This is a genomic window from Solemya elarraichensis gill symbiont (assembly GCF_002021095.1).
Taxonomy (GTDB): Bacteria; Pseudomonadota; Gammaproteobacteria; order Chromatiales; family Chromatiaceae.
In genome coordinates, this window is record NZ_MPRK01000006.1 from 1 (window position 1) to 20224 (window position 20224).

Annotated in this window: 29 protein-coding genes; 7 read left to right on the forward strand and 22 right to left on the reverse strand. The window is 52.8% G+C overall.

Going from position 1 to position 20224, the window contains the following annotated elements; all coding sequences use genetic code 11:
• Positions 1 to 76: 76 nt before the first annotated feature.
• The 4 genes from BOW51_RS00775 to BOW51_RS00790 form a co-directional block, all read right to left on the reverse strand.
• A complete protein-coding gene (locus tag BOW51_RS00775) occupies positions 77 to 748 on the reverse strand; it encodes a porin (RefSeq protein WP_167367196.1) in 672 nt (223 codons plus the stop codon).
• The gene (locus tag BOW51_RS00780; protein ID WP_167367197.1) at positions 684 to 896 is read right to left on the reverse strand and encodes a porin; all 213 of its coding nucleotides are present in this window, start codon (positions 894 to 896) and stop codon (positions 684 to 686) included. Before BOW51_RS00780 ends, BOW51_RS00775 begins: the two co-directional genes overlap by 65 nt.
• 297 nt (positions 897 to 1193) lie before the next feature.
• Positions 1194 to 1439, reverse strand: a complete 246-nt coding sequence (locus tag BOW51_RS00785; RefSeq protein ID WP_078475997.1) for an accessory factor UbiK family protein — start codon at positions 1437 to 1439, stop codon at positions 1194 to 1196.
• A gap of 262 nt (positions 1440 to 1701) precedes the next feature.
• Positions 1702 to 2049, reverse strand: coding sequence for a (2Fe-2S) ferredoxin domain-containing protein (locus BOW51_RS00790; RefSeq protein WP_078475998.1), 348 nt, complete (start codon positions 2047 to 2049; stop codon positions 1702 to 1704).
• Positions 2050 to 2117: 68 nt separating this feature from the next.
• On the opposite strand from BOW51_RS00790, the gene BOW51_RS00795 reads away from it, so the two are divergent.
• Complete coding sequence (locus tag BOW51_RS00795) at positions 2118 to 3290, forward strand: (Fe-S)-binding protein (protein WP_078475973.1); 1173 nt, start codon at positions 2118 to 2120, stop codon at positions 3288 to 3290.
• Positions 3291 to 3292: 2 nt separating this feature from the next.
• Positions 3293 to 3940, forward strand: coding sequence for a 2-polyprenyl-3-methyl-6-methoxy-1,4-benzoquinone monooxygenase (coq7, locus tag BOW51_RS00800; RefSeq protein WP_078475974.1), 648 nt, complete (start codon positions 3293 to 3295; stop codon positions 3938 to 3940).
• A gap of 4 nt (positions 3941 to 3944) precedes the next feature.
• Here coq7 and mgtE read toward each other — a convergent pair whose 3' ends face one another.
• The 12 genes from mgtE to kdsC all read right to left on the reverse strand — a co-directional run bounded on the left by mgtE (position 3945) and on the right by kdsC (position 12633).
• Positions 3945 to 5297, reverse strand: a complete 1353-nt coding sequence (gene mgtE / locus BOW51_RS00805; RefSeq protein ID WP_078475975.1) for a magnesium transporter — start codon at positions 5295 to 5297, stop codon at positions 3945 to 3947.
• A gap of 87 nt (positions 5298 to 5384) precedes the next feature.
• Entirely contained in the window at positions 5385 to 5663 is a 279-nt protein-coding gene (locus BOW51_RS00810) for an HPr family phosphocarrier protein (protein ID WP_078475976.1), read from the reverse strand.
• A gap of 16 nt (positions 5664 to 5679) precedes the next feature.
• Entirely contained in the window at positions 5680 to 6075 is a 396-nt protein-coding gene (locus BOW51_RS00815; RefSeq protein WP_078475977.1) for a PTS sugar transporter subunit IIA, read from the reverse strand.
• Positions 6072 to 6929 (reverse strand): RNase adapter RapZ, encoded by an 858-nt coding sequence (rapZ, locus tag BOW51_RS00820; RefSeq protein ID WP_078475978.1) that lies wholly within the window; start codon positions 6927 to 6929, stop codon positions 6072 to 6074. The genes BOW51_RS00815 and rapZ overlap by 4 nt, the downstream gene beginning before the upstream one ends.
• A 67-nt stretch (positions 6930 to 6996) precedes the next feature.
• Entirely contained in the window at positions 6997 to 7956 is a 960-nt protein-coding gene (gene hprK, locus BOW51_RS00825) for an HPr(Ser) kinase/phosphatase (protein WP_078475979.1), read from the reverse strand.
• A 6-nt stretch (positions 7957 to 7962) separates the two neighbouring features.
• Positions 7963 to 8406, reverse strand: coding sequence for a PTS sugar transporter subunit IIA (locus BOW51_RS00830; RefSeq protein WP_078475980.1), 444 nt, complete (start codon positions 8404 to 8406; stop codon positions 7963 to 7965).
• A gap of 17 nt (positions 8407 to 8423) precedes the next feature.
• Complete coding sequence (hpf, locus tag BOW51_RS00835) at positions 8424 to 8717, reverse strand: ribosome hibernation-promoting factor, HPF/YfiA family (protein WP_078475981.1); 294 nt, start codon at positions 8715 to 8717, stop codon at positions 8424 to 8426.
• A gap of 13 nt (positions 8718 to 8730) precedes the next feature.
• The gene (locus BOW51_RS00840; RefSeq protein WP_078475982.1) at positions 8731 to 10173 is read right to left on the reverse strand and encodes an RNA polymerase factor sigma-54; all 1443 of its coding nucleotides are present in this window, start codon (positions 10171 to 10173) and stop codon (positions 8731 to 8733) included.
• A 159-nt stretch (positions 10174 to 10332) separates the two neighbouring features.
• On the reverse strand, positions 10333 to 11058 hold the full coding sequence (lptB, locus tag BOW51_RS00845; RefSeq protein ID WP_078475983.1) for an LPS export ABC transporter ATP-binding protein: 726 nt from the start codon (positions 11056 to 11058) through the stop codon (positions 10333 to 10335).
• Positions 11055 to 11549, reverse strand: a complete 495-nt coding sequence (gene lptA / locus BOW51_RS00850) for a lipopolysaccharide transport periplasmic protein LptA (protein ID WP_078475984.1) — start codon at positions 11547 to 11549, stop codon at positions 11055 to 11057. Before lptA ends, lptB begins: the two co-directional genes overlap by 4 nt.
• Positions 11546 to 12112 carry an LPS export ABC transporter periplasmic protein LptC gene (lptC, locus tag BOW51_RS00855; protein WP_078475985.1) on the reverse strand — a complete coding sequence of 189 codons (567 nt, stop codon included), beginning with the start codon at positions 12110 to 12112 and terminating at the stop codon, positions 11546 to 11548. Before lptC ends, lptA begins: the two co-directional genes overlap by 4 nt.
• On the reverse strand, positions 12109 to 12633 hold the full coding sequence (kdsC, locus tag BOW51_RS00860; RefSeq protein WP_078475986.1) for a 3-deoxy-manno-octulosonate-8-phosphatase KdsC: 525 nt from the start codon (positions 12631 to 12633) through the stop codon (positions 12109 to 12111). Before kdsC ends, lptC begins: the two co-directional genes overlap by 4 nt.
• A 102-nt stretch (positions 12634 to 12735) precedes the next feature.
• Here kdsC and BOW51_RS00865 point away from each other — a divergent pair, with 102 nt between their 5' ends.
• Positions 12736 to 13044, forward strand: a complete 309-nt coding sequence (locus tag BOW51_RS00865; RefSeq protein WP_167367198.1) for a DUF3301 domain-containing protein — start codon at positions 12736 to 12738, stop codon at positions 13042 to 13044.
• 28 nt (positions 13045 to 13072) lie between these two features.
• Here BOW51_RS00865 and BOW51_RS00870 read toward each other — a convergent pair whose 3' ends face one another.
• The 5 genes from BOW51_RS00870 to petA all read right to left on the reverse strand — a co-directional run bounded on the left by BOW51_RS00870 (position 13073) and on the right by petA (position 16929).
• The gene (locus BOW51_RS00870; protein WP_078475988.1) at positions 13073 to 13462 is read right to left on the reverse strand and encodes a ClpXP protease specificity-enhancing factor; all 390 of its coding nucleotides are present in this window, start codon (positions 13460 to 13462) and stop codon (positions 13073 to 13075) included.
• Positions 13459 to 14088 carry a glutathione S-transferase N-terminal domain-containing protein gene (locus BOW51_RS00875; RefSeq protein WP_078475989.1) on the reverse strand — a complete coding sequence of 210 codons (630 nt, stop codon included), beginning with the start codon at positions 14086 to 14088 and terminating at the stop codon, positions 13459 to 13461. The genes BOW51_RS00870 and BOW51_RS00875 overlap by 4 nt, the downstream gene beginning before the upstream one ends.
• Before the next feature lie 113 nt (positions 14089 to 14201).
• A complete protein-coding gene (locus tag BOW51_RS00880) occupies positions 14202 to 14942 on the reverse strand; it encodes a cytochrome c1 (RefSeq protein ID WP_078475990.1) in 741 nt (246 codons plus the stop codon).
• Positions 14939 to 16342, reverse strand: coding sequence for a cytochrome b (locus BOW51_RS00885; protein ID WP_078475991.1), 1404 nt, complete (start codon positions 16340 to 16342; stop codon positions 14939 to 14941). The genes BOW51_RS00880 and BOW51_RS00885 overlap by 4 nt, the downstream gene beginning before the upstream one ends.
• Positions 16339 to 16929 (reverse strand): ubiquinol-cytochrome c reductase iron-sulfur subunit, encoded by a 591-nt coding sequence (gene petA / locus BOW51_RS00890; protein ID WP_078475992.1) that lies wholly within the window; start codon positions 16927 to 16929, stop codon positions 16339 to 16341. The genes BOW51_RS00885 and petA overlap by 4 nt, the downstream gene beginning before the upstream one ends.
• A gap of 436 nt (positions 16930 to 17365) precedes the next feature.
• Between petA and BOW51_RS00895 the strand changes: the two genes are divergently transcribed.
• The 3 genes from BOW51_RS00895 to BOW51_RS00905 are packed head-to-tail and all read left to right on the forward strand — an operon-like array spanning position 17366 to position 18420.
• The gene (locus BOW51_RS00895; RefSeq protein WP_078475993.1) at positions 17366 to 17722 is read left to right on the forward strand and encodes a DUF2173 family protein; all 357 of its coding nucleotides are present in this window, start codon (positions 17366 to 17368) and stop codon (positions 17720 to 17722) included.
• Between the two features lie 18 nt (positions 17723 to 17740).
• Positions 17741 to 18091, forward strand: coding sequence for a DUF2173 family protein (locus BOW51_RS00900; protein ID WP_306341473.1), 351 nt, complete (start codon positions 17741 to 17743; stop codon positions 18089 to 18091).
• Positions 18088 to 18420 (forward strand): DUF2173 family protein, encoded by a 333-nt coding sequence (locus BOW51_RS00905; RefSeq protein WP_078475994.1) that lies wholly within the window; start codon positions 18088 to 18090, stop codon positions 18418 to 18420. Before BOW51_RS00900 ends, BOW51_RS00905 begins: the two co-directional genes overlap by 4 nt.
• A gap of 69 nt (positions 18421 to 18489) precedes the next feature.
• On the opposite strand, the gene BOW51_RS00910 is transcribed toward BOW51_RS00905, so the two are convergent.
• Positions 18490 to 18900 carry a hypothetical protein gene (locus tag BOW51_RS00910; protein WP_135567987.1) on the reverse strand — a complete coding sequence of 137 codons (411 nt, stop codon included), beginning with the start codon at positions 18898 to 18900 and terminating at the stop codon, positions 18490 to 18492.
• A gap of 58 nt (positions 18901 to 18958) precedes the next feature.
• On the opposite strand from BOW51_RS00910, the gene BOW51_RS00915 reads away from it, so the two are divergent.
• Positions 18959 to 20164, forward strand: a complete 1206-nt coding sequence (locus tag BOW51_RS00915; protein WP_078475996.1) for a TraB/GumN family protein — start codon at positions 18959 to 18961, stop codon at positions 20162 to 20164.
• Positions 20165 to 20224: the final 60 nt, after the last annotated feature.

Below are 20224 nucleotides of genomic sequence, written 5' to 3' on the forward strand. Positions count from 1 at the left end.
GGCGTCCGGGGCAATAAAGGCTGTCGAAGATCGAGTGTAAAAGGGCGACTTGGATGTCCCGTTTTACATCACGAGATCAAAGACACGCTTGATACTCCCTGTTTCCACTCGATACTAATCTCTCTTGATCTTCGTAGACGAAGTTGACAGTAATGTTGTTCATGGTATAACCGGCGCCGACTCTCCACTGCGTCCATTCGCCATCAGAGTTCATTGAGCGGCTCTGCGAAGGAGAGACTATGCTGTAACTTATACCGTCGGCAAAATCATCATTGAGATGCTCGTAAGCCGCAGAGAGATAGAGACCGTTGTTGCTGTACATGGCAGCAACTGAGTAACCGTCAGCAAGTCCGTCTGCTCCGCCCGCGCCCTCACCAGGAATGATCGCACCGGCGAAGGTAAGCCCGTTCATGTTTGGACTGATGTAGGCGATCGCGTTCGATGCACGCAGATCAATGAAACCCGGACCGAGTAGTGCATTATTCGTGTTGGTGCTGAAGTTGTAATCACCCAATTGATCACCGAAGAGATCAAGACTGCCTGCAGACATTTTCATCGGTGTGTCTTGGATACCGTAGAGGAAAGTACCCCAGTCGCCAGCCAAGCCGATGTAGGCATTACGAGCACCGCCCCAGGCATTGCCATCAGCCATGTCATAACCTGTTTCAGCTTTCCAGATCAGGCTAAGGCCATTTCCAATGGTCTTCAGTGCCTTTGAAACCGATACGAGAAGCACGGCTTGCGACATACCAGGCATCTTCGTCAGAACCACGATACGGTTCGAAATCGAGCATGTCGATAGATGCGTGAATTTTGCCGTATATAGTTACACCAGCGTTAGCTGCTGGTGCGGCAACAGCAGCAGCGATTGCCGCAGCAATAAAAGTCTTTTTCATTTCAATTCCCCAGATTAAAGTCTGTTCTTGATGACGAGTTAACAACCCTCTAGCCATCTGGTTCTAAATATAGTCTTCTCCATTAATTAAGGCAACAAATACAACCCTGAACCACTTGTTGTATAAATGTAACAATCAGCCACATGATGAATGAGTTGATTCTTGAGTGACCGCTTTTGGCCGAAAGCAGTCATGCGTAATGACGTAACACCAATATGGAGTGAATGTTGATAGGTATGAGCTAATATGCCCAATAATATTGAAAGTGGGTAGAGGCATGTACCTGAAATGGAATGACTACCTCAGTTGCTGCTCCATCTCTGCAACGCGTTTTTCCAGCGCTTCAAGTTTTTCGCGCGTGCGCTGCAGTACTGCCTGCTGGATATCGAACTCCTCGCGCGGTACCAGGTTCAACTTGTTGAAGCCGGACTGCAGCAGGCTGTTGATATGCTGTTCTGTCTCTTGCTGAAGGTTGCTCACGCCAGGCGGTAGGGACTGGCTGATTTTGCGTGACAGGTCGTCAAGTATTTTTGGGTCAAAGATCATGGGTGAAACAATACGCCGGAGACACATGCTTGTCCAGTCTGTTGGCTGACATGTCTAGGGGTGAATTCGCAGGCAAAAAAAATGGCGCAGCGGGGGGGGCTGCGCCTAATTTGGGATAACCACCAAAGGAGGATGGAGGATACTGAATAACTGGTTAGCTATTCAGTATGTAAGAATCATCTAATATAGAACCGGGTTTGTCAAGGCTGATTATTAAATAAATCAATTATATTGATATATATCAATTCAGTAGGAAGATTCAGCTTTTGTCATTCTCAAAGGCGTCGGTATCCGGAATACGCAGACGCTCAACGATTTCGCCCTTGAGCAGGTGTTTATCGACGATTTCATCCAGGTCGCTCGTATCAACCCATGTGTACCAGGTCGCTTCGGGGTAAATCACCATGACGGGACCCTGCTTGCAGCGGTTGAGACAGCCGGCATTATTGATACGACACTGTCCCGGGCCATGGCCGTGAATGTCGAGCTGTTTTGCACGCTGCTTCATGTACTTGCGTGCTGATTCGCTGTCAAAATCCTGGCAACAACCCTTGCCGTCATCACGCTGATTGGTAAAAATGAATAGATGGTATTTGTAATAGGACATGGATTCGATCATCAATCTTGTTTGCCAGATAGTATACTGTCCTTTTCCAGAAATACCTGAATTCTTGAATGAGCCTGACTCCCGATCAACTCCTCGCTGAAGCTGACCGCTGTGTCAAATGTGGCCTCTGTCTTCCGCTGTGTCCGACATACCGGGTGCACAGGGATGAGTCGGAGTCTCCACGCGGCCGGATTGCATTAATCCAGGGATTGCTTGGCGGCATGCTGGATTCTGATGACACCGGTGTTCGGGAAAGTCTTGATCATTGTCTGATGTGCAGACAGTGTGAAGGTGGTTGTCCATCCGGTGTGCGCTACGCGGAAATCATGGATACTAGCCGAGTGTTGTTCGGCTCACCTGTTCCACGCGAACTTGCAGACCGGATTGCGAAACCGAGTAAGGCGCTGTTGGGAGTTGGTCGCTTTTTACAGCGAGCCGGCGCTGGCAAGTTTTTACCGGACGGGGTCAACAAACGCCTGCTTTCACTTGCCAGTCACAGCAGCAGCGCGGAAAAACTTGAACCACTCTACCCGGCACGATCTGAACCCGTTGGTTCGGTTGCGCTTTTTACTGGGTGCCAGGGATCAACCTCGGAACCACAGGTGCTGAAAGCAGCCATTGAATGCCTGACACGCTGCGGTTTTGCCGTTCATATCCCGGAAAAACAGGGGTGTTGCGGTGCTGTCTATCAGCATGCCGGTTATGACGAGGCTGCTGATTCATGTCGTGATCAGAACCAAACAGTATTTGATCACAAGAGCTACTCTTCGGTTGTCACTGTCAGCAGTGGTTGCAGTTTGCAACTGCACGAGCATGGTCGGCTGGACGCACCGGTGCGAGAAGTGATTGATGTGATTGCCTCTCATCTCACCAAGGAGCATTTCAATCGGCCGCAGGATGAAACTGACGACACTGTGAAGCGACGCATTGGCGTAATGATTCCCTGTACGCAGAAAAAGCTCGGTGGAGAAAAGGTAGTCTATCAACTGCTGGGACTGCTGCCCGATTGTGACATCATCGACCTTAATGGGCTGGGCTGCTGCGGTGCTGGCGGTCTGAATATGGTGCTCTTCCCGCATGAGGCCGAGCAGGTTGCGGGACCCCTGCTGGAAGAGATCAGGGCAGCGCGGCCTGATGTAATTGTGACTTCAAATGTCGGCTGCGCAATGCAGTTGCTTGGACAGGGATTGGGCATTCCTGTGCAACATCCGCTAGAATTGATTGCAGAAGCTTTCAGGTAATTATGATGAAACGACACTATTCACCTCTGGACCAATTTGTAATGGGACTCGACCAGGCCATCGAAACTGTTTTCGGAACACCGAAAGTGACGGAAAGGAAGAATCCGGCCATTGGTGTAGCGGAAACAGAGGAGATGCCCGAGCAGACGCGTGACCACACAGCGCGCCTGATGCGGATTAACCATACGGGCGAAGTCTGTGCACAGGCGCTTTATCAGGGGCAGGCTGCAACTGCGCGCGATCCGTCGGTGCGTGAAAGTATGGAGCGCTCTGCACAGGAAGAGAACGATCATCTTGTCTGGTGCGAAACCCGCATCAAGGAACTGGGTGGTCGCACCAGCCTGCTCAATCCCTTGTGGTATGCAGGTTCATTTACGATTGGTGCTGCGGCCGGTATCGCCGGTGACAAGTGGAGCCTCGGTTTTGTTGCGGAGACCGAGCACCAGGTCGAGTCACACCTGGATTCTCATCTTGCCGAAGTACCTGACGACGACAAAAAGACGCGTGTCATTCTTGAGCAAATGAAAGAGGATGAGATCAGTCACGCCGACAAGGCGCTTGCCAAGGGTGGGGTGGAACTGCCGCTGCCGATTAAAAAGGCAATGAAGCTGATGTCAAAAGTGATGACGACTTCGGTTTACCGGCTCTAACAGATCAGATCAGAAAAACCGTCGCCAGACCGAGGAAGGCGAGAAAGCCGACGATGTCGGTGACGGTTGTCAGAAACACGCCCCCGGCCAATGCCGGATCAATATTGAATTTATCAAGTATCATCGGAATCAGCGCACCGCTGACTGCTGCAAACAGCAGGTTGATGGTCATTGCCACTGCAATCAACCAGCCGATCGAAGTGTCGTTGAACCAGAGTGTCGCTATGACGCCGACAGTTGCCGCCCATAGCAGGCTGTTCAGAAAGCCGACAGCAAACTCCTTGCGTAACAGCCATCGCAGGTTTTTCAGAGAGAGTTGCTTAAGTGCAATACCGCGGATCGCAAGGGTCATGGTCTGGGTGCCAGCAATACCGCCCATGTTGGCGACAATCGGCATCAGTACTGCCAATGCGACCAGCCTCTCTAATGTCGCCTGGAATTGACCGATTACCCAGGAGGCGAGAATGGCTGTTACAAGGTTGACACCGAGCCAGACAGCGCGACGTCTTGCACTAGTGAAGACGGGTGCAAACATGTCCTCGTCCTCCGAGAGACCAGCCTGTCCCATGAATTGGTGTTCACCCTCTTCACGGATAACGTCGACGACGTCATCGATGGTAATACGTCCCAGCAGGCGTCCGTCATCATCTATAACAGGTGCCGATACCAAGTCATGGCGCTCGAATCGTGCAGCAACCTCGGTGTCCGGCTTGGAAACAGGTATTGGCACAAAATCGACACTCATTACCTCCGCAACCGTGTCACTCCTGTCTCCAGTGACTAGGCGTGCAAGTGGTAGCATGCCAAGGTAACTATCATCACGGTTGACGACGATCAGGGCATCTGTGCTTGAGGGTACGCGGTCACCCAGTTGTCGCATGTAGCGCAGCGCGGTGTCGAGTGTTACCTCCGGCCTGATGGTAACGGTATCGACGTTCATCAGGCCGCCGGCAGTATCTTCCGGGTAGGAGAGTACGGTCTCAAGACGATGACGTGATTGCGCATCAAGCGAGGCGAGTACCTCGTTGGTGACAGTGGCTGGAAGTTCCTGGATCAGGTCAGCGAGGTCATCGGGATCAAGGTTTGCGGCGGCCGCTGCAATGTCGGCTGCGTCCATCTTGCTGACCAGGTCATCACGAACGTCATCTGCGAGGTGGACAAGGACTTCGCCGTCCTTCTCCTGTACGAGCCCCCACATGATCTCGCGTTCGGCAAGAGGAAGACCTTCCAGCAGGTGTGCAATTTCGCCAGGCTGAAGCGCGTTGAGGAGGCCGCTGACCTTGTGCATGGTACCGCTGTCCAGCATCTCCTGGACACGATGCAGGCGTGAATTGTCTTCCTGGTTCGCGGCGTTCATGTGTCTACCAGTTATCCGATCGTGTAACGCTATCGTACAAGTTTAACGCAAGCACGACGATGTGTGTTCGTTCTTTGTCAGGCTACTCTATTCCGACTCACCAAATTTGTCATTGATGAGTGCCTCGAGTGCATCGAGTGCATCGAGTGCATCTTCGGCATCATCTCCATTCGCCTCGAGGGTAATCGTTGTGCCACGCGAGGCTGCCAGCATCATGACGCCCATAATGCTCTTGGCATTGACTTTCTGTCCGTTTTTCTCGACCTGTATCAGGGATGAAAAGCGACTTGCTGTGGCAACAAATTTTGCCGCAGCCCGCGCATGCAGGCCGAGCTTGTTGATAATGGTGAGTTCTCGCTGGGACATATTTATTTCCTGCTGTTCAGTCAGCCTGGGGCTCGATAATTGCTGTTTTCCCGCCATCAACAGCGATACTCGCAAGGGCCTGTGCATTCTCTTGCTGGTAATTGAGTGCCCGGATCAGCATCGGGAGATTAATGCCGGTTACAAGTCTGTTTTGAGGATTTGAATCGGCGATGCGTTTTGCGATGTTCGACGGGGTGGCGCCAAAGCAGTCAGTCAGCACCAGGACTCCCTGTTCACCTGCAACCGGCTGCAACATCTGTATGCCTGTTGTAACCGCGTGTTCAACATCGGCATCTGCTTCGATATCAAGGCAGATCAGTTGCTCGTACTGTCCGCTAAGGATATGGCTTGCGGCCTCGCAATAGGCAGAGGCGAGAGGAGCATGTGCGATGATTATGACTGCTGTTTTCATGGGAGTTCCCGATGGCGAATTGTAACCTGATCATCAAGCATGTCTGTTAGCTGTTTATACAGTTGTTCGGCAATAAAAACTGATCGGTGCTGACCACCAGTGCAGCCGATGGCGATTGTCAGGTAGGCACGTCCCTCGCGCTTGTAAAAAGGCACCCAGTCACCGACAAGGTGCATTAGCTGGCCAATAATCTTTTCCGTCTGCGGTTCCTGCAGAAGAAACTCTTTAACCGCCAGGTCTCTGCCAGTGAGTGGGCGTAACTCACTCTGCCAGTGGGGATTGGGAAGGCAACGCATATCGAAAACCATGTCAGCATCTTCTGCTGTGCCGTATTTGAAACCGAAGGACTTGATCTCTATTTGCAGACTGTGGGCGAGTTCTGCGACCTCGGCGAGGATTTTACGACGCAGTTCATGCAGGTTAAGATTCGAGGTGTCGATAATGAAGTCTGCACTGTTGCAGACAGGCGCGAGGATATTTCTTTCGCTCTCAATCGCAGCGGGTAGCGGTCTGTTTTCAGCTGTCAGCGGGTGTCTGCGGCGGGTCTCGTTGTAGCGACGCAGCAGGCTTCCGGTATCTGCCTGCAGGAACAGGATGCGGCACGCAAGACGATCGCTGTTAAGGGATGAGCAAACTTCTGGCAGTGTTGCCAGCTCGCTCTCTCCGGTCCTGATGTCGATGCCGATTGCAATATCCTGGTGCAGACTGTTGTCATGCTGCAGAAGTCTTTCCATGGTTGGCGACAGGAGTGCGAGGGGGAGATTGTCTATACAGTAGTAGCCGGGGTCCTCAAGGGTGCGTAGTGCAACTGTTTTGCCTGACCCGGAGAGGCCGCTGACGATGATCAGTTTCATCAATTTTTACGAGAGAGAATCCGGTTCGGCAAGTATAACGCCGTTACTGCAAGTGACTCAACGGGAATCATTCTTCCTTGGTTGTATCACTAATCGCCTTGCGTTGACGGTTGATGAAGTCTTCGCTTGCCTCGTAGCCTTGCTGGCGCAGCATATACTGGCGTACCGCGGTTTCGACGATGATTGCCATGTTGCGTCCAGGTGCCAGTGGCACGGTCACCTTGGGAATCTCTAGTCCAAGTACGTTGCGGGTAGAGTAGGTCCCGGTGAGGCGGTCAAGACGGGCGAGCGTGCTGTCGTCCATCTGCGCGATGTGGATGATCAATCGCAGGTACTTGCCCTTCTTGATTGATGTGTCACCAAACATGCGGCGCACATTGAGGAGTCCAAGACCGCGAACCTCGATGAAATCCTGTAGTAGCGGCGGACAGACTCCGGTGACAATATCTGGTGCTATACGGGAAAATTCGGGTGCATCATCGGCAATCAGGCGATGTCCACGCGTGATCAACTCAAGCGCCAACTCACTTTTACCAACGGCAGCCATACCTGTCAGGAGCACGCCGGTTCCGAAGACTTCCATGAATACACCATGGATGGTATCGCGTTCGGCAAGCGCCTGGGAGAGGTAGTAGTTGAGATGGTTGGCGACGAGTCTGTCGCTTATGCCTGTTTGCAGCAATGGTGTGTCTGTGGTCTCGGCAGAATCGAGCAATTCTCTCGGAGGCTCGACGCCATCTGTGCAAATAATCGCTGCAGGCTCGGCAAAAAAGAGTTGCCTGTATGATTCGCGGCGTATCGAGTCCAGCAGTCCATCGAGGTAGGCGATCTCCTCGGTGCCGATCAGCTGAATCTGGTTTGGATGAATCAGGTTGAGAGAGCCGGCCAGCGGCTGGCCCTGGTAGTCATCCCGGTCGCTGATGACCAGATCACGACGATTCGCGCCCGTGGTCCATTTCAGTTGCAACCTGCTTCCGAGTGCATCGACAAGCTCACCTATACTGGTATTACTTGTAATATCAGGCATTGATCATTACCCGGTTAACAACTGCAGTACGGCTTCAGGTGTTTCAGCGCCTGAGAGTTCCTGTCGCAGTGACTCCTGGTTAAATATGGTCGCGATACCAGCAAGCAGTTTCAGGTGCTCATCGGTTGCTTCCTGCGGCACCAGCAGGGCCACTACCAGCTTCACACGATCTCCGTCGGGACTGTCGAAGTCAACGGCCTCGGCAAGGCGAATGAATGCTGCACAGGGTTGTGCAAGGGATTCGATTCGCGCATGGGGCAGGGCGACAGCATGGCCGAGCCCGGTACTGCCAAGTCGTTCACGTTCGAGCAGTTTTTCGAAGATTTCATTTTGCTCGCTCTCATCATTCGAAAAGAGCTTGGCAAGTGCCTCGAGCAGGCGTTTCTTGCTGCCGAGATTCGCATCAAGCAGTACGCGGTGCGGATCAAAAAGTGATGCTGGTAATGACATTACTGGTTAGTCTGCTGTTATGAACGATGATTCTTCATTTTCTCTTTGTATTTCAGCAGCTGTCGATCAAGCTTGTCGACAAGGCTGTCAATTGCAGCATACATATCTTCATTTTCAGCCTCGGCGAAGATATCGTGGCCGCTGATGTGGAATGATGCTTCTGCCTTCTGGCGCAGTTTTTCGACATCGAGAACGACATGGATGTTGGTGACGTGGTCAAAGTGACGCTCGATCCTGTCCATTTTTGAAGTAACGTAATCACGCAGTGAATCAGTGACGTCGATGTGTCGGCCTGTCAGGTTGATTTGCATTATTTTCTCCTTATCAAATCAGACGTTTTCTGTCGCTTGAGGACGGAATCGCCATGGATTCGCGATATTTTGCGACTGTTCGGCGGGCTATCGCAATACCCTGGTCTTTTAGCTGAACGGTAATCATGTTATCGCTCAACGGCTTGTCTGGCTGCTCTGCGCCGATCATTTTTTTGATCTTTGCGCGGATCGCCGTGGCTGAACACTCTCCGCCAGCATCTGTGCCCACGTGGCTGGAGAAGAAATATTTGAGTTCAAAGATTCCTCTTGGTGTCAGCATGTATTTGCGTGTTGTAGCACGCGAAATTGTTGATTCGTGAATACCCAGCTCCTCGGCCAGTTCGCGCATCACCATCGGACGCATCGATTCCGGGCCATGTTTGAGGAATTCAATCTGGCGCGTGACAATCTGCTCGGCTACCCGTAGCAGGGTGTCATGACGACTCTCCAGGCTTTTCAGTAGCCAGCGCGCTTCCTGCAGGTGGTTGCGCATGGTCTGGTTGTCCTGCCCTTTGGCCCCTCGCTTGATCATTGCCGCATATAGCTGGTTAATTCTCAGGCGCGGCATGTGGTCGCTGTTGAGTCTTACCTGCCAGTGCCCCTTGTCGCGGCTGACAATGATATCAGGTTCAATATATTCTGTGGTATTGGCGCTGACGGCGCCGCCGGGTCTCGGGTTGAGTGAGCGGATCAGTTCGAGTATCGCGGCGATTTCATCATCATCAGCATCCAGGTGCTGCCTGATCCTGTCACGCTGCAGATTGCCGAGGTCGCCGAAGTGTTTGTCGACGAGCTTGATAGCCTGTTGCAGGTGAGGTGTTGTTGCCTCAAGCTGGAGGAGTTGCAGCAGCAGGCATTCACGCAGATCCCTGGCACCGACGCCAATAGGGTCAAACTCATGGATCTGCAGCAGTGCACCCTCCATGTCATCTCCAGTTACACCCTCTTCCGAGAGTTGTTCCCCGAGTTCCTCAAGCGTGGTCCTTAGATAGCCGTCATCGTCGATTGAATCGATGATGACGGTTGCTGCAAGCTGCTCTTCCGGTGTCAGGGTGGCAAGCGCGAGTTGCTGGGTGAGATGTTCGCGCAGGGAGATATCCTGATTGGCGCTGCTGTTTTCGTAGAGCCTGTCCCTGTCCTGCTGTGACTGGTTGCCGGCAGAGGAGGGAAGTGTTGCATTTTCGTAGATGCTGGACCAGTCGGTGTCGACCGGTAGTTCATCCGGCATGTTGTCCTCACGGGTACCGAGTTCGATTTCGCTGTTGTCGCGGCTTTCATTTGCCTGCGTTTCTTCACTCTTCTCCTCATCGATTTCAAGCATCAGGTTGGAATCGAGTGCTTCTTGGACCTCTTCCTTCAGCTCAAGCGAAGACAACTGCAACAGGCGAATTGCCTGCTGCAACTGTGGCGTCATGGAGAGTTGTTGACCGTGACGTAACTGAAGACCTGGTTTCACGACCTTCTGCCCGCCCCGAGTGTATAAATCAATTTGAACCCTTGTTTCATCTGAAACGCTTTCCTGTATTAAGTCTAGCGCATTCGGCGGATATGAGACAGGAAATGAAGGGTTTTGTTGCGCTGCGAAAATGGTGGTGGTCTCCATTCATGGGGCAGTTTACATGCGAAAATCATGTCCCAGGTAGACTTCCCTGACCTGGTCATTATCAAGAATCAATTGTGGACTGCCTTCGGCGAGTACTTCTCCTTCACTGACGATGTAGGCTCGGTCACATATACCGAGGGTTTCGCGCACATTGTGGTCAGTGATCAGTACGCCGATGCCCTCACTGGCAAGCTCCCTGATAATCTCCTGGATATCCTTAACCGAGATCGGGTCGATGCCTGCAAATGGCTCGTCGAGGAGAATGAAGGCCGGCTCCATGGTCAGGCTACGGGCAATCTCCAGGCGTCGTCTCTCACCACCGGAGAGACTCATCGCCTGGTGTTTACGCAGGTGGCTGAGGTTGAACTGGCGCAGCAGGCTGTTGCAGATATCCTCGCGCTGTACCTTGCCCAGTTCACGGCGTGTTTCAAGGATTGCCAGCAAATTATCCTCGACACTCATGCGGCGGAATACTGATGGTTCCTGCGACAGGTAACCGATGCCAAGACGCGCACGCTGGTGCATTGGCAGTGCCGTAATGTCGTTTCCGTCCAGAAGCACTTCTCCACCATCGGCGGAGACAAGCCCGACGATCATGTAAAAACTGGTCGTTTTGCCGGCGCCATTTGGCCCCAGCAGACCGATGACTTCACCCTGTTGCACGATGGTGGAGATGTTATCGACAATGGTGCGCTGACCATACTTCTTGGTCAGAGAGCGCGCCTCGATTGAGATCATCTCTTTGCGTCTCCGGACTTGATCACTGTGCGGACGCGGCTTGATGTTGATTTCTTGTTGCCGGCCGTTGCAATACCGGTTTTCAGGTTGACGCTGATGGTGTCGCCGCTGACAGTGTTGCCGTTTTGAGTTACCTTGGCGTTTTGCTGAAGTACCAGGGTTTCGAGGTCGATATCGTATCTCCCCTGCCTGGCTTCACCCGAAATGCTTTTTCCATCCACCGCTGCCTGTTTGAACCTGATTGGTGAACCGCTGACGCGGACAATGTGACCGCCATCGTCTTTCTCCGCAATGGTTAACTTGCTGGCATTGATGGTGATATCGGTATGGCGGACTACCACATTGCCTGTGTAGACTAGAGTGCCGTTCTCGCCGTTGTGTTCAACGGTATTGGATGATATTTCCACCTCGCCGTCGCTTTGCTGTGCGACGCTGTTGGCGGCAAGGCTGATGCTGAAAAGCGTCAGAAGAGTGAGTAACAGTTGTCTCATGGCGTGTAACGGCTCCTTGCGTTGGATAGCAGGCGAATTCGCGTCGGGCCATCGAACCAGATGTCGATGCCAGTACCGCTGGTCACCTGCGAGTCGCTTTCGATGGTCGTGAAGGCATCGCTGTGTGCGTACTTTTTCTCATAATCGATTGATACGTCCCGGCTGGTGATATGCGCCGCTTGATTGTCGGCAGATGCCTCCCTGTCGACATGAACATTGCCGTGCAGTATCGCCTGTTTGTTGTTATTCATCAACGTCGCCCTGTCAGCATCAAGTAGCAAGGGGCTGCCTTTCTCCTGGCGGACAAGCAGTGATGCATCGACAACTTCAGATGTTTCATCAGTGTAATGTATTACCCGGCTTGCTTGTGTCAGGTAGCGCTGTTTTCCGTCACTGTCGGTGACCCTGATCAGTGCGTTACGGAATTCAGCGTCGGCATAGCGTGCCTGGTCTGCTATCGATGCAGATGAGGCACTCAGCCTCTCCTCAAGATGCGAGACAAACAGTGCAATACCGGCACCGGCAAGTATCACCGGAACGAGGACGGAGGTGGCTCTGTTCATTGCAGATAGCTTTCCAGGATCGCAGGCAACAGGCCCTTGGCGTCAAGGATCATTTCGCACACATCACGAGCTGCACCGTGTCCGCCGCCCGAGGGTGTCTGCCAGTGGGCATGCTGTTTCACGTAGGGGTGTGCGTCATGCACTGTTATGGCAAGGGCGACACGTTTCATCACTGGCAGATCAATCACATCATCGCCGACGTAGGCAATTTCGTTATCGTCGAAACCGGTCAGATCCTTGATCTCCTCGTAGGCGGGAAGTTTTTCCCTGCGGCCCTGTAGAACATGCGGTATGCCAAGGTTATTCATGCGGTGGGTGACAACGTTTGACTCTCTGCCGGTGATGATGGCGGCCTCAATACCATTTTCGAGTAGCATGCGAATACCATGGCCGTCTTTTGAATTGAAAGCCTTGTACTCCTGCCCGTCGTCGCCAAAAAAGAGTGAGCCGTCGGTGAGTACGCCATCGACATCAAATATGACCAGTCTTATCTGGCGCGCTTTTTCAGTGAGATCCTGCATCGTGATAGCCAATATCTAGTTAACTCGTCTGATTATCGCGTTTCTGTCAAAGGATTGCATCCATTCTCTTGTAGAATGTCTTCAACCGACGGGAGCGAATTAATGGCGCAGGAACTCTTATTTATTCTTTTTGTGTTCGCAGTTGTCTGGCTGTGGCTGGATAGTGCGCGTGCGCGCGAGATTGCGACAGAGTTGGCGAAAGTGCTGTGCCAGCGCAAGGGAGTGCAGTTTCTTGATGGTACCGTTGCGCTGCGGCGTCTGCGCCTGTGTGACATGGGGAGCGGCAAACGCATTGCCAGGGTATTCAACTTCGACTATGCGGATGAGACCGGGGCGCGCTACCAGGGGAATATTCAAACCTGTGGCCGTGAGGTTACGGATGCCAGCCTCGGGATATATATCCAGGAGTAAAGGAACCTAAGGTTCCTGAACTTCCCTGCTATTTGACCACTTTCAGAGAAGGGCCACCCGGGGGCTTCTTTGGTGGCTCTTCCTCTTCGACCGTCTCTGTCTCTTCGGCAGCGGTGGGCTCGAACAGCATTCCCTGTCCGTTCTCGTTGGCGTAGATGCCAAGCACCGCATCCGGTGAAAAGGAGATTGCGAAGGGTGTACCGGAGAAACGTGCGCTGAAGCTGATCAGTTCGTTGTCCAGTTGCAGATTCTGCACCGCGCCGGGACTGATGTTGAGAATGATCTGGCCATTCTGTACATGCTGTTCCGGCACCAGTGTGTCCGGGAAGTCCGCATCAATCAGCAGATGCGGGGTCAGGTCATTATCGAGGATCCAGTCGAAAAAGGCCCGGATCAGGTAGGGCTTACTCGGTGTCACATGCGCATCTCTTTTTCTGTTTCTGTCAGGCTGCGGGCAAACCCGGGGCGTTCAAACAGTCGCTTGGCATAGCCGAGTACCTGGGCAGATCCCGTTCCCTTGAGCTCGATACCGAGAGTCGGCAATCTCCACAGCAGGGGTCCGATCGTAGCATCAACGAGGCTGTACTCTTCACTCATAAAATAAGGCTTGGACGCCATGATAGGGCCGGTAGCGAGCAGGGTCTCGGTGAGTTCCTTGCGTGCCTTGGTGGCATTTTTTCCGCCCGCTTCTATAGCGTTGACCAGCGAGTACCAGTCCTTCTCAACCCGGTGCAGGTAGAGGCGAGTGTTGGCACGGCTGACAGGATCAATTGGCAACAGTGGTGGATGCGGATAACGCTCATCAAGGTATTCCATGATGATGCGTGAATCATACAGAGCCAGGTCACGGTCCAGGAGGGTCGGCAGGGTGCCGTAAGGGTTTACCTCAACCACATCTTCAGGAAGATGTAGCGGATCGCTGTCGAGGATGTCTACGGTAATGTTCTTCTCGGCCAGAACAACGCGTACGCGGTGGCTGTAGATATCTGCTGAATCTGAGAATAGGGTCATGACGGTACGTCTGTTCGTCACTGCTGCTGGCATTCGGTCTTCCTCTGGCTGGGCCGCCCGTCACGGGCGTCGTGCGTAATGGACTAAACAAAGAAGCCCAGTATAACAGACTGGGCTTCTTTGCGGGTGAGGAGGGAAAAGACGATTTAGTGAACGTCTTTCCAGTACTCCTTCTTCAGCATGTAACTGACCACGAACAGCAGGGCCAGGAACAGCAGCACCATGATGCCGGTTGAGTGGCTCTTGGCCTTGGTCGGCTCAGCCATATATGTCATGAAAGTGACCAGGTCACGGATCATTGCATCATATTCAACTGGTGTCATGCTGCCTTCGGTGACCTGCTCAAAGCCTGCGAAGACTTCGTGAGTGCCACCATGACCATCGTCTTCCTCGTGATAGACCGCCTTTTGCATGCCCTGCAATTCCCACAACACGTGTGGCATGCCGACATTATCAAATACGGTGTTGTTGACACCGAAAGGACGGCTTTCATCGACATAGAAAGCGCGCATGTAGTTGTAGATCCAGTCAGGACCACGCAGACGTGCCTCAAGGGTCAGGTCTGGCGGTGGTGCGCCAAACCAGTTGGCTGCGTCACTAGGAGCCATGGCGACTTTCAATAGGTCTCCAGGTTTGGTATTGGCATGCATCAGGTTAGACTTCAGCAGGTCCTCCGGAACGCCAAACTCCTGCATACGCTGCCAGCGCTCGTATTGCATCGAGTGGCAGTTGAGACAGTAGCTGACAAAATAGTTGGCGCCACGCTGCAGGGCGGCATTGTTGCCAGTATTGACGTTGGCAGGATCGTTAGGATGAATTGCCCCGCCACCAGCAGCAAAAGCTGTCAGTGGTGCCAGCAGGGCCAGAGCAAGAATCAGCTTTTTCATTTGGTTACCCTCTCTGGTACAGGCTTTGAGACTTCAGGCTTCAGCCAAGGTTTAATGCCAAATACGGCGAAGTGAATGATAGCAATAACTGACACGGCCACCTTGACGGTCGTTGAGCCGTCAGCACCGCCGGAGAACATCCACCAAAAGTAGAGAGTAGCAATCGTTGAGACAGCCATCATCATAAAATAGAGGCTTGTCATCGTGGTTTTGCTGCTTGTCTCACGGGTGTAGGTCGGCATCAGGAAGAAGAAACTGAAATAGATCAGCGTCAGAACCTGTGCCCACAGTGTGCGGTTAGCATCTGCCGCAACCACGCCGAGGTAACCAAGAACCATGAAGGTAACGACGAAAGCACCGAGGGCATACTTGAACAGCGGGCCCTTGTAGCGGTGCGATTTGGCATTACTCTGATCCAACCACGGTAGCAGGAAGAAGACCACGATTGCGAGGCCCATGGCGATAACGCCCCACACCTGGGTTCCCGCGAAGCTGGGAACAGCACGCAGGATTGCATAGAAAGGTGTGAAGTACCAAACAGGTGCAATATGCTCAGGTGTCTTCAGCGGGTTGGCCGGTTCGAAGTTTGGCGCTTCAATGAAGTAGCCGCCTGCTTCAGGTGCGAAGAAAATAACACCGGCAAAGAACATCAGGAAGACGACAACGCCGACGATATCCTTGACCGAGTAATAGGGATGGAACGGTATGCCATCTCTTGGAATGCCGTTCTCGTCCTTGTTTTTCTTGATCTCGACACCATCAGGGTTGTTAGAGCCAACCTTGTGAAGTGCGACGATGTGCAGGAACACCAGTGCTGCGAGAATAAATGGCAGCAGGAAGTGCAGTGCAAAGAAGCGGTTCAGGGTTGCGTCAGAGATAACGTAATCACCACGAATCCAGACTGACAGGTCTTCACCGATAACCGGGATTGCGGAGAACAGGTTAACGATAACCTGGGCGCCCCAGAAAGACATCTGACCCCATGGAAGCAGGTAACCCATGAAGGCGGTTGCCATCATTACCACATAGATGACGGCGCCAAACAGCCAGATCATTTCGCGCGGATTCTTGTGCGATCCGTAGAGCACGCCTCGGAACATATGCAGGTAGATGACGATAAAGAATGCCGATGAACCGGTTGAGTGCATGTATCGAATCAGCCAGCCCCACTCGACATCACGCATGATGTATTCAACTGATGCAAACGCGAGTTCTGCATCCGGCTTGTAGAGCATTGCCAGCCATACACCGGTCAGAATCTGGTTGACCAGTACCAGCATGGCGAGTGATCCGAAAAAGTACCAGAAGTTGAAGTTCTTCGGCGCATAGTATTCAGCGAGATGTTCGTTCCACACTTTTGTCAGTGGGAAACGGTCATCGATCCAGTTCATAAGGCTCATGCTGCACCTCCGTCGTCACCAATAAGTACCAGGTTGTCATTAAGGAACTGGTAGGGAGGAATGACCAGGTTGGTCGGTGCTGGTACGCCCTTGTAGACGCGACCGGCGAGGTCGAAACGTGAACCATGGCATGCACAGTAGAAACCACCGAGCCAGTCAGGACCAAGGTCAGCCGGAGCGACTTCTGGCCTGAAGGCTGGTGAGCAGCCAAGGTGTGTGCAGATACCGACAGCGACCAGGTATTCCGGCTTGCGTGAACGGTGTCCGTTTTGAGCATATGCAGGCTGTTGGGGAGCCTCGGAGTTTGGATCAGCCAGTTTGCCTTCCAGAGTCTTCATGTCTTCCAGGGCCTTGTCAGTACGACGCACAATCCAGACAGGCTTGCCGCGCCACTTGACCCTGATCAGTTGACCCGGCTCCATTTTGCTTATGTCCGCTTCGACCGGTGCACCCGCGGCTTTCGCCCTGGTGCTCGGGTTCCACGACTTCAGAAATGGCACTGCAACTCCCACTGCACCGACAGCGCCGATAACGGCGGTTGTCGCAGTGAGGAAGCGGCGCTTCTTGAGGTCAGCCCCTTCGCTCATAGTAGTATCTCCACGATTTTCACTAGGATATGTCATCTGGTCAGGCTGCTCTATACGCGTGGCAACCGATTTCAGGAGAGATGCGATCAAGTAAAATCAGAATATTCGCATCTACTCCAAAAATAATCCCGGAATTGTCCAACAGTCGGGGTCCCGGGTCAAGAAAGATGTCGGAAAATTGCCTAATAAGTCAATAGATTTGCGATATATCAACCCGGGTTGAGGAGTTTCATTACCAGACAGATGCGAGTGGGAATGATTCACACTGGATACCTTTTCAAGTCCGACTGAAATGCCCCAATTTTCATCCGGTTTCAAAAAGGGATTTTATCTCTTGGCGATGTCAGCCTGCATGCGATAGGATCATGCGTCGACATTCTTGTGTGTTACAGGGAGTCGGTGCAAAAAAATATAACAATACGGTTGGAGAAAAAGCGTGAGTGTACTGCTTGAATTATCCGGGAAGCCGGGCGTTATCGCCGTGGGTGAGTATTCCTATCGGGGTGACCGGTTTTCCGTCAAGGGCGAACTTTCCGACGAGATGGCAAGAATGGCTTCGATCATGTGTCGTACGACAACCATGAGCGAACACATGCAGGCCCGAATCCTGGATTCCTTTTGCCCGGATTGTGGTATTTTGCCGCCGCAGGGATGGATTGTCCGTGGTCCGATGTTCACTGTCTGCAACATCGCAAATGTTTTCTGTTTTCTCGATAATAATACAGGGTCCCTGAACGAGATTGTCGCACTCATGCGACAGCGCCTGGGCGACACTGATCCGAACCTGATCTGAGGAGTAGTCATGATTACTATGAATAAACTGATGTCTCTGAATGGAGCCATTGCTGCCTTCCGTTTTTCTGATCAGGGAGAACTGGAAGAACACCTGATTGGCGGTGGTGCCAATATTAATGAAGATGCGCTCGACCTGCTCGACCTGCTCGCACATGTTTGCCAGGCAAATCTCTCGATCGCCACCATGCAGGCGAGGGGATGGGAAAAGGTTTCTGGTCAGGGTGGTTTCTATCCGGTCGAGGGTTTCACCGTGATCGGGCTCGAATGGAGCGCGGTTGCACAGGGTAATTACGGAGTGGTTCTGAAGAACGAGGGCGCCGATTACCAGACAGCTTTCAACCTTCTCGGTGGAGGGGGTGAGTCGTGATCAAGCGCCTGCTCGCATCTGACGGTGTTCTCGCCGTATGCAGTTTTCGTGATGATGGCGCCCACCTGGAAGGCTATGGTTTCATGCCTGACGAAATGCTGCGGGCGTTGACCGGTTTCGCACATGAGTACAAGCGCATTGTGCAAGGCAATCAGGATCAACTATCGATGTTTACCCAGATGCGTGGCTGGACTCCGCCGGCGGGTTGGATCGTGCGCGGTAAACTCCTGACAGTCTGCTCGGTCGCAAACATGGTTTGCGTGGTTGAGAATGCCGAGGGGCACCTCAACAGCATCATGCGGGAGTTGCAGGAGCTGGCTCGCAGCTGAGGCAGCAAGTTGGTTATTAGTCTTTAGGTTTGACAGGGATTTCCCACGTTACCGTTTAGCAACTGACAGTTAACGACGACTAACCACCGGCATCGGATTATTTCGCCGCCACCCCTCGTCCTCACCAAGCCAGTGCCACTGCTGTGAATCACTGATGGTTCGAATCGACTGCGAACTCTCTTTCAGGTAATGGAGCCTGACCTTGATGACCCAGGTGTTTTCTTCGATCTGCACCGCCGGGGTGAGTTGTTCCATATCAACGGCGCGCATGCCGTAGCGGGACGGTAGGTTTGCCGTTTCAGGCTGAATAAAAAAAGCCAGTTGACTCTCCGGTGCTTCCCAGCGCAGGGCGTGCTTGAACAGTGTCAGGGTGTCATGAAAGCTCTGTTCACGTTTTTTTTGCATACTTCCGCAGGCGGCCAGAATAGAAATCAGGCTGAGAATCAGAAGTCGAGAGAGAATCTTTTTTGAAGAGTGCATGCGCAAGTGACCCGGCATATGTCAGAATGAGCTGAATTATGATCATAACAAAACCTTCATGACAAGTAGCGAAGCCCCCCTATTACCCGTTGTCAGTATCGAAACAAACAACTGCATAATCGATATTCTGGGCACGGCACATGTATCGAAAAGCAGCGCCGATGATGTGCGTCATCTGCTCGACGTGAACGACTATGACGGCGTCGCAGTTGAGCTGTGCCATGGTCGATACCAGGCACTGACAGACCCGGATGCCCTCAGCCGTATGGACCTCTTTTCGGTTATCAAGAGTGGCAAGACCGGCCTGGTTGCAGCGCAACTGGCGCTTGGTGCTTATCAGCAACGTCTTGCGGAACAGTTCGGTATCGAACCCGGTGCTGAGCAGCGAGCAGCAATCAAGGTGGCACGCGAACAGCAACTGCCATTGATTTTTGCCGATCGTGATATCGGCATAACGCTCAAGCGCATCTCCGCCAATGTCAGTTGGTGGAAACGTGCGGGACTGATTGTCGGCCTGATCGGTTCAGTATTGTCACGCGAAGATGTCTCCGAGGAGGAGATCGAACGCCTTAAGGAAGGCGACATGCTCGAGACCACCTTCTCCGAATTTGCTGACGAACGCCAGGACCTCTATTTGCCGCTGATCGATGAGCGTGACCGCTTCATGACCGCAAAATTGCTGCAGGAGTCGCAAGAGCATGGCTACGGACGCATTCTTGCGGTAGTTGGTGCCGGTCACCAGAAAGGCATTAACAGCTATCTTGAAGCAGGTATGGCTGATCCCGCTGCAGAGGTCTCACGTCTCAACGAGATACCGAAGCGTTTTCCATTGATGAAGTTCATTCCGTGGATCATTGTCGCAGTGATTCTGACCGGTTTTGCCCTCGGCTTTTCCCGCAGCAGTGAACTGGGATGGGAATTGGTTATCGAGTGGGTGGTGATCAACGGTGGTCTCTCCGCTCTCGGCGCACTCATTGCCGCAGCGCATCCGTTGACCGTATTAACAGCATTTGCTGCCGCGCCACTCACCTCGCTCAATCCAACCATCGGTGCAGGTATGGTGACTGCCGCAGTAGAGACATGGTTGCGCAAGCCAACGGTCGGTCACTTTCAGGAACTGCGTCATGATGTCACCCATTGGAAGGGGTGGTGGAAGAACCGTGTGTCACGGATTCTTCTGGTATTCCTGCTCAGTACGCTGGGGTCGGCTGCCGGTACCTATATCGCCGGTTTCCGCATTTTCGACAAGCTGATCGGTGGATGAAGGCTGCGTGCATGCGCTTACAGTTGATACTGCTGTCCGGGCTGTTACTGTTGTTTCCGT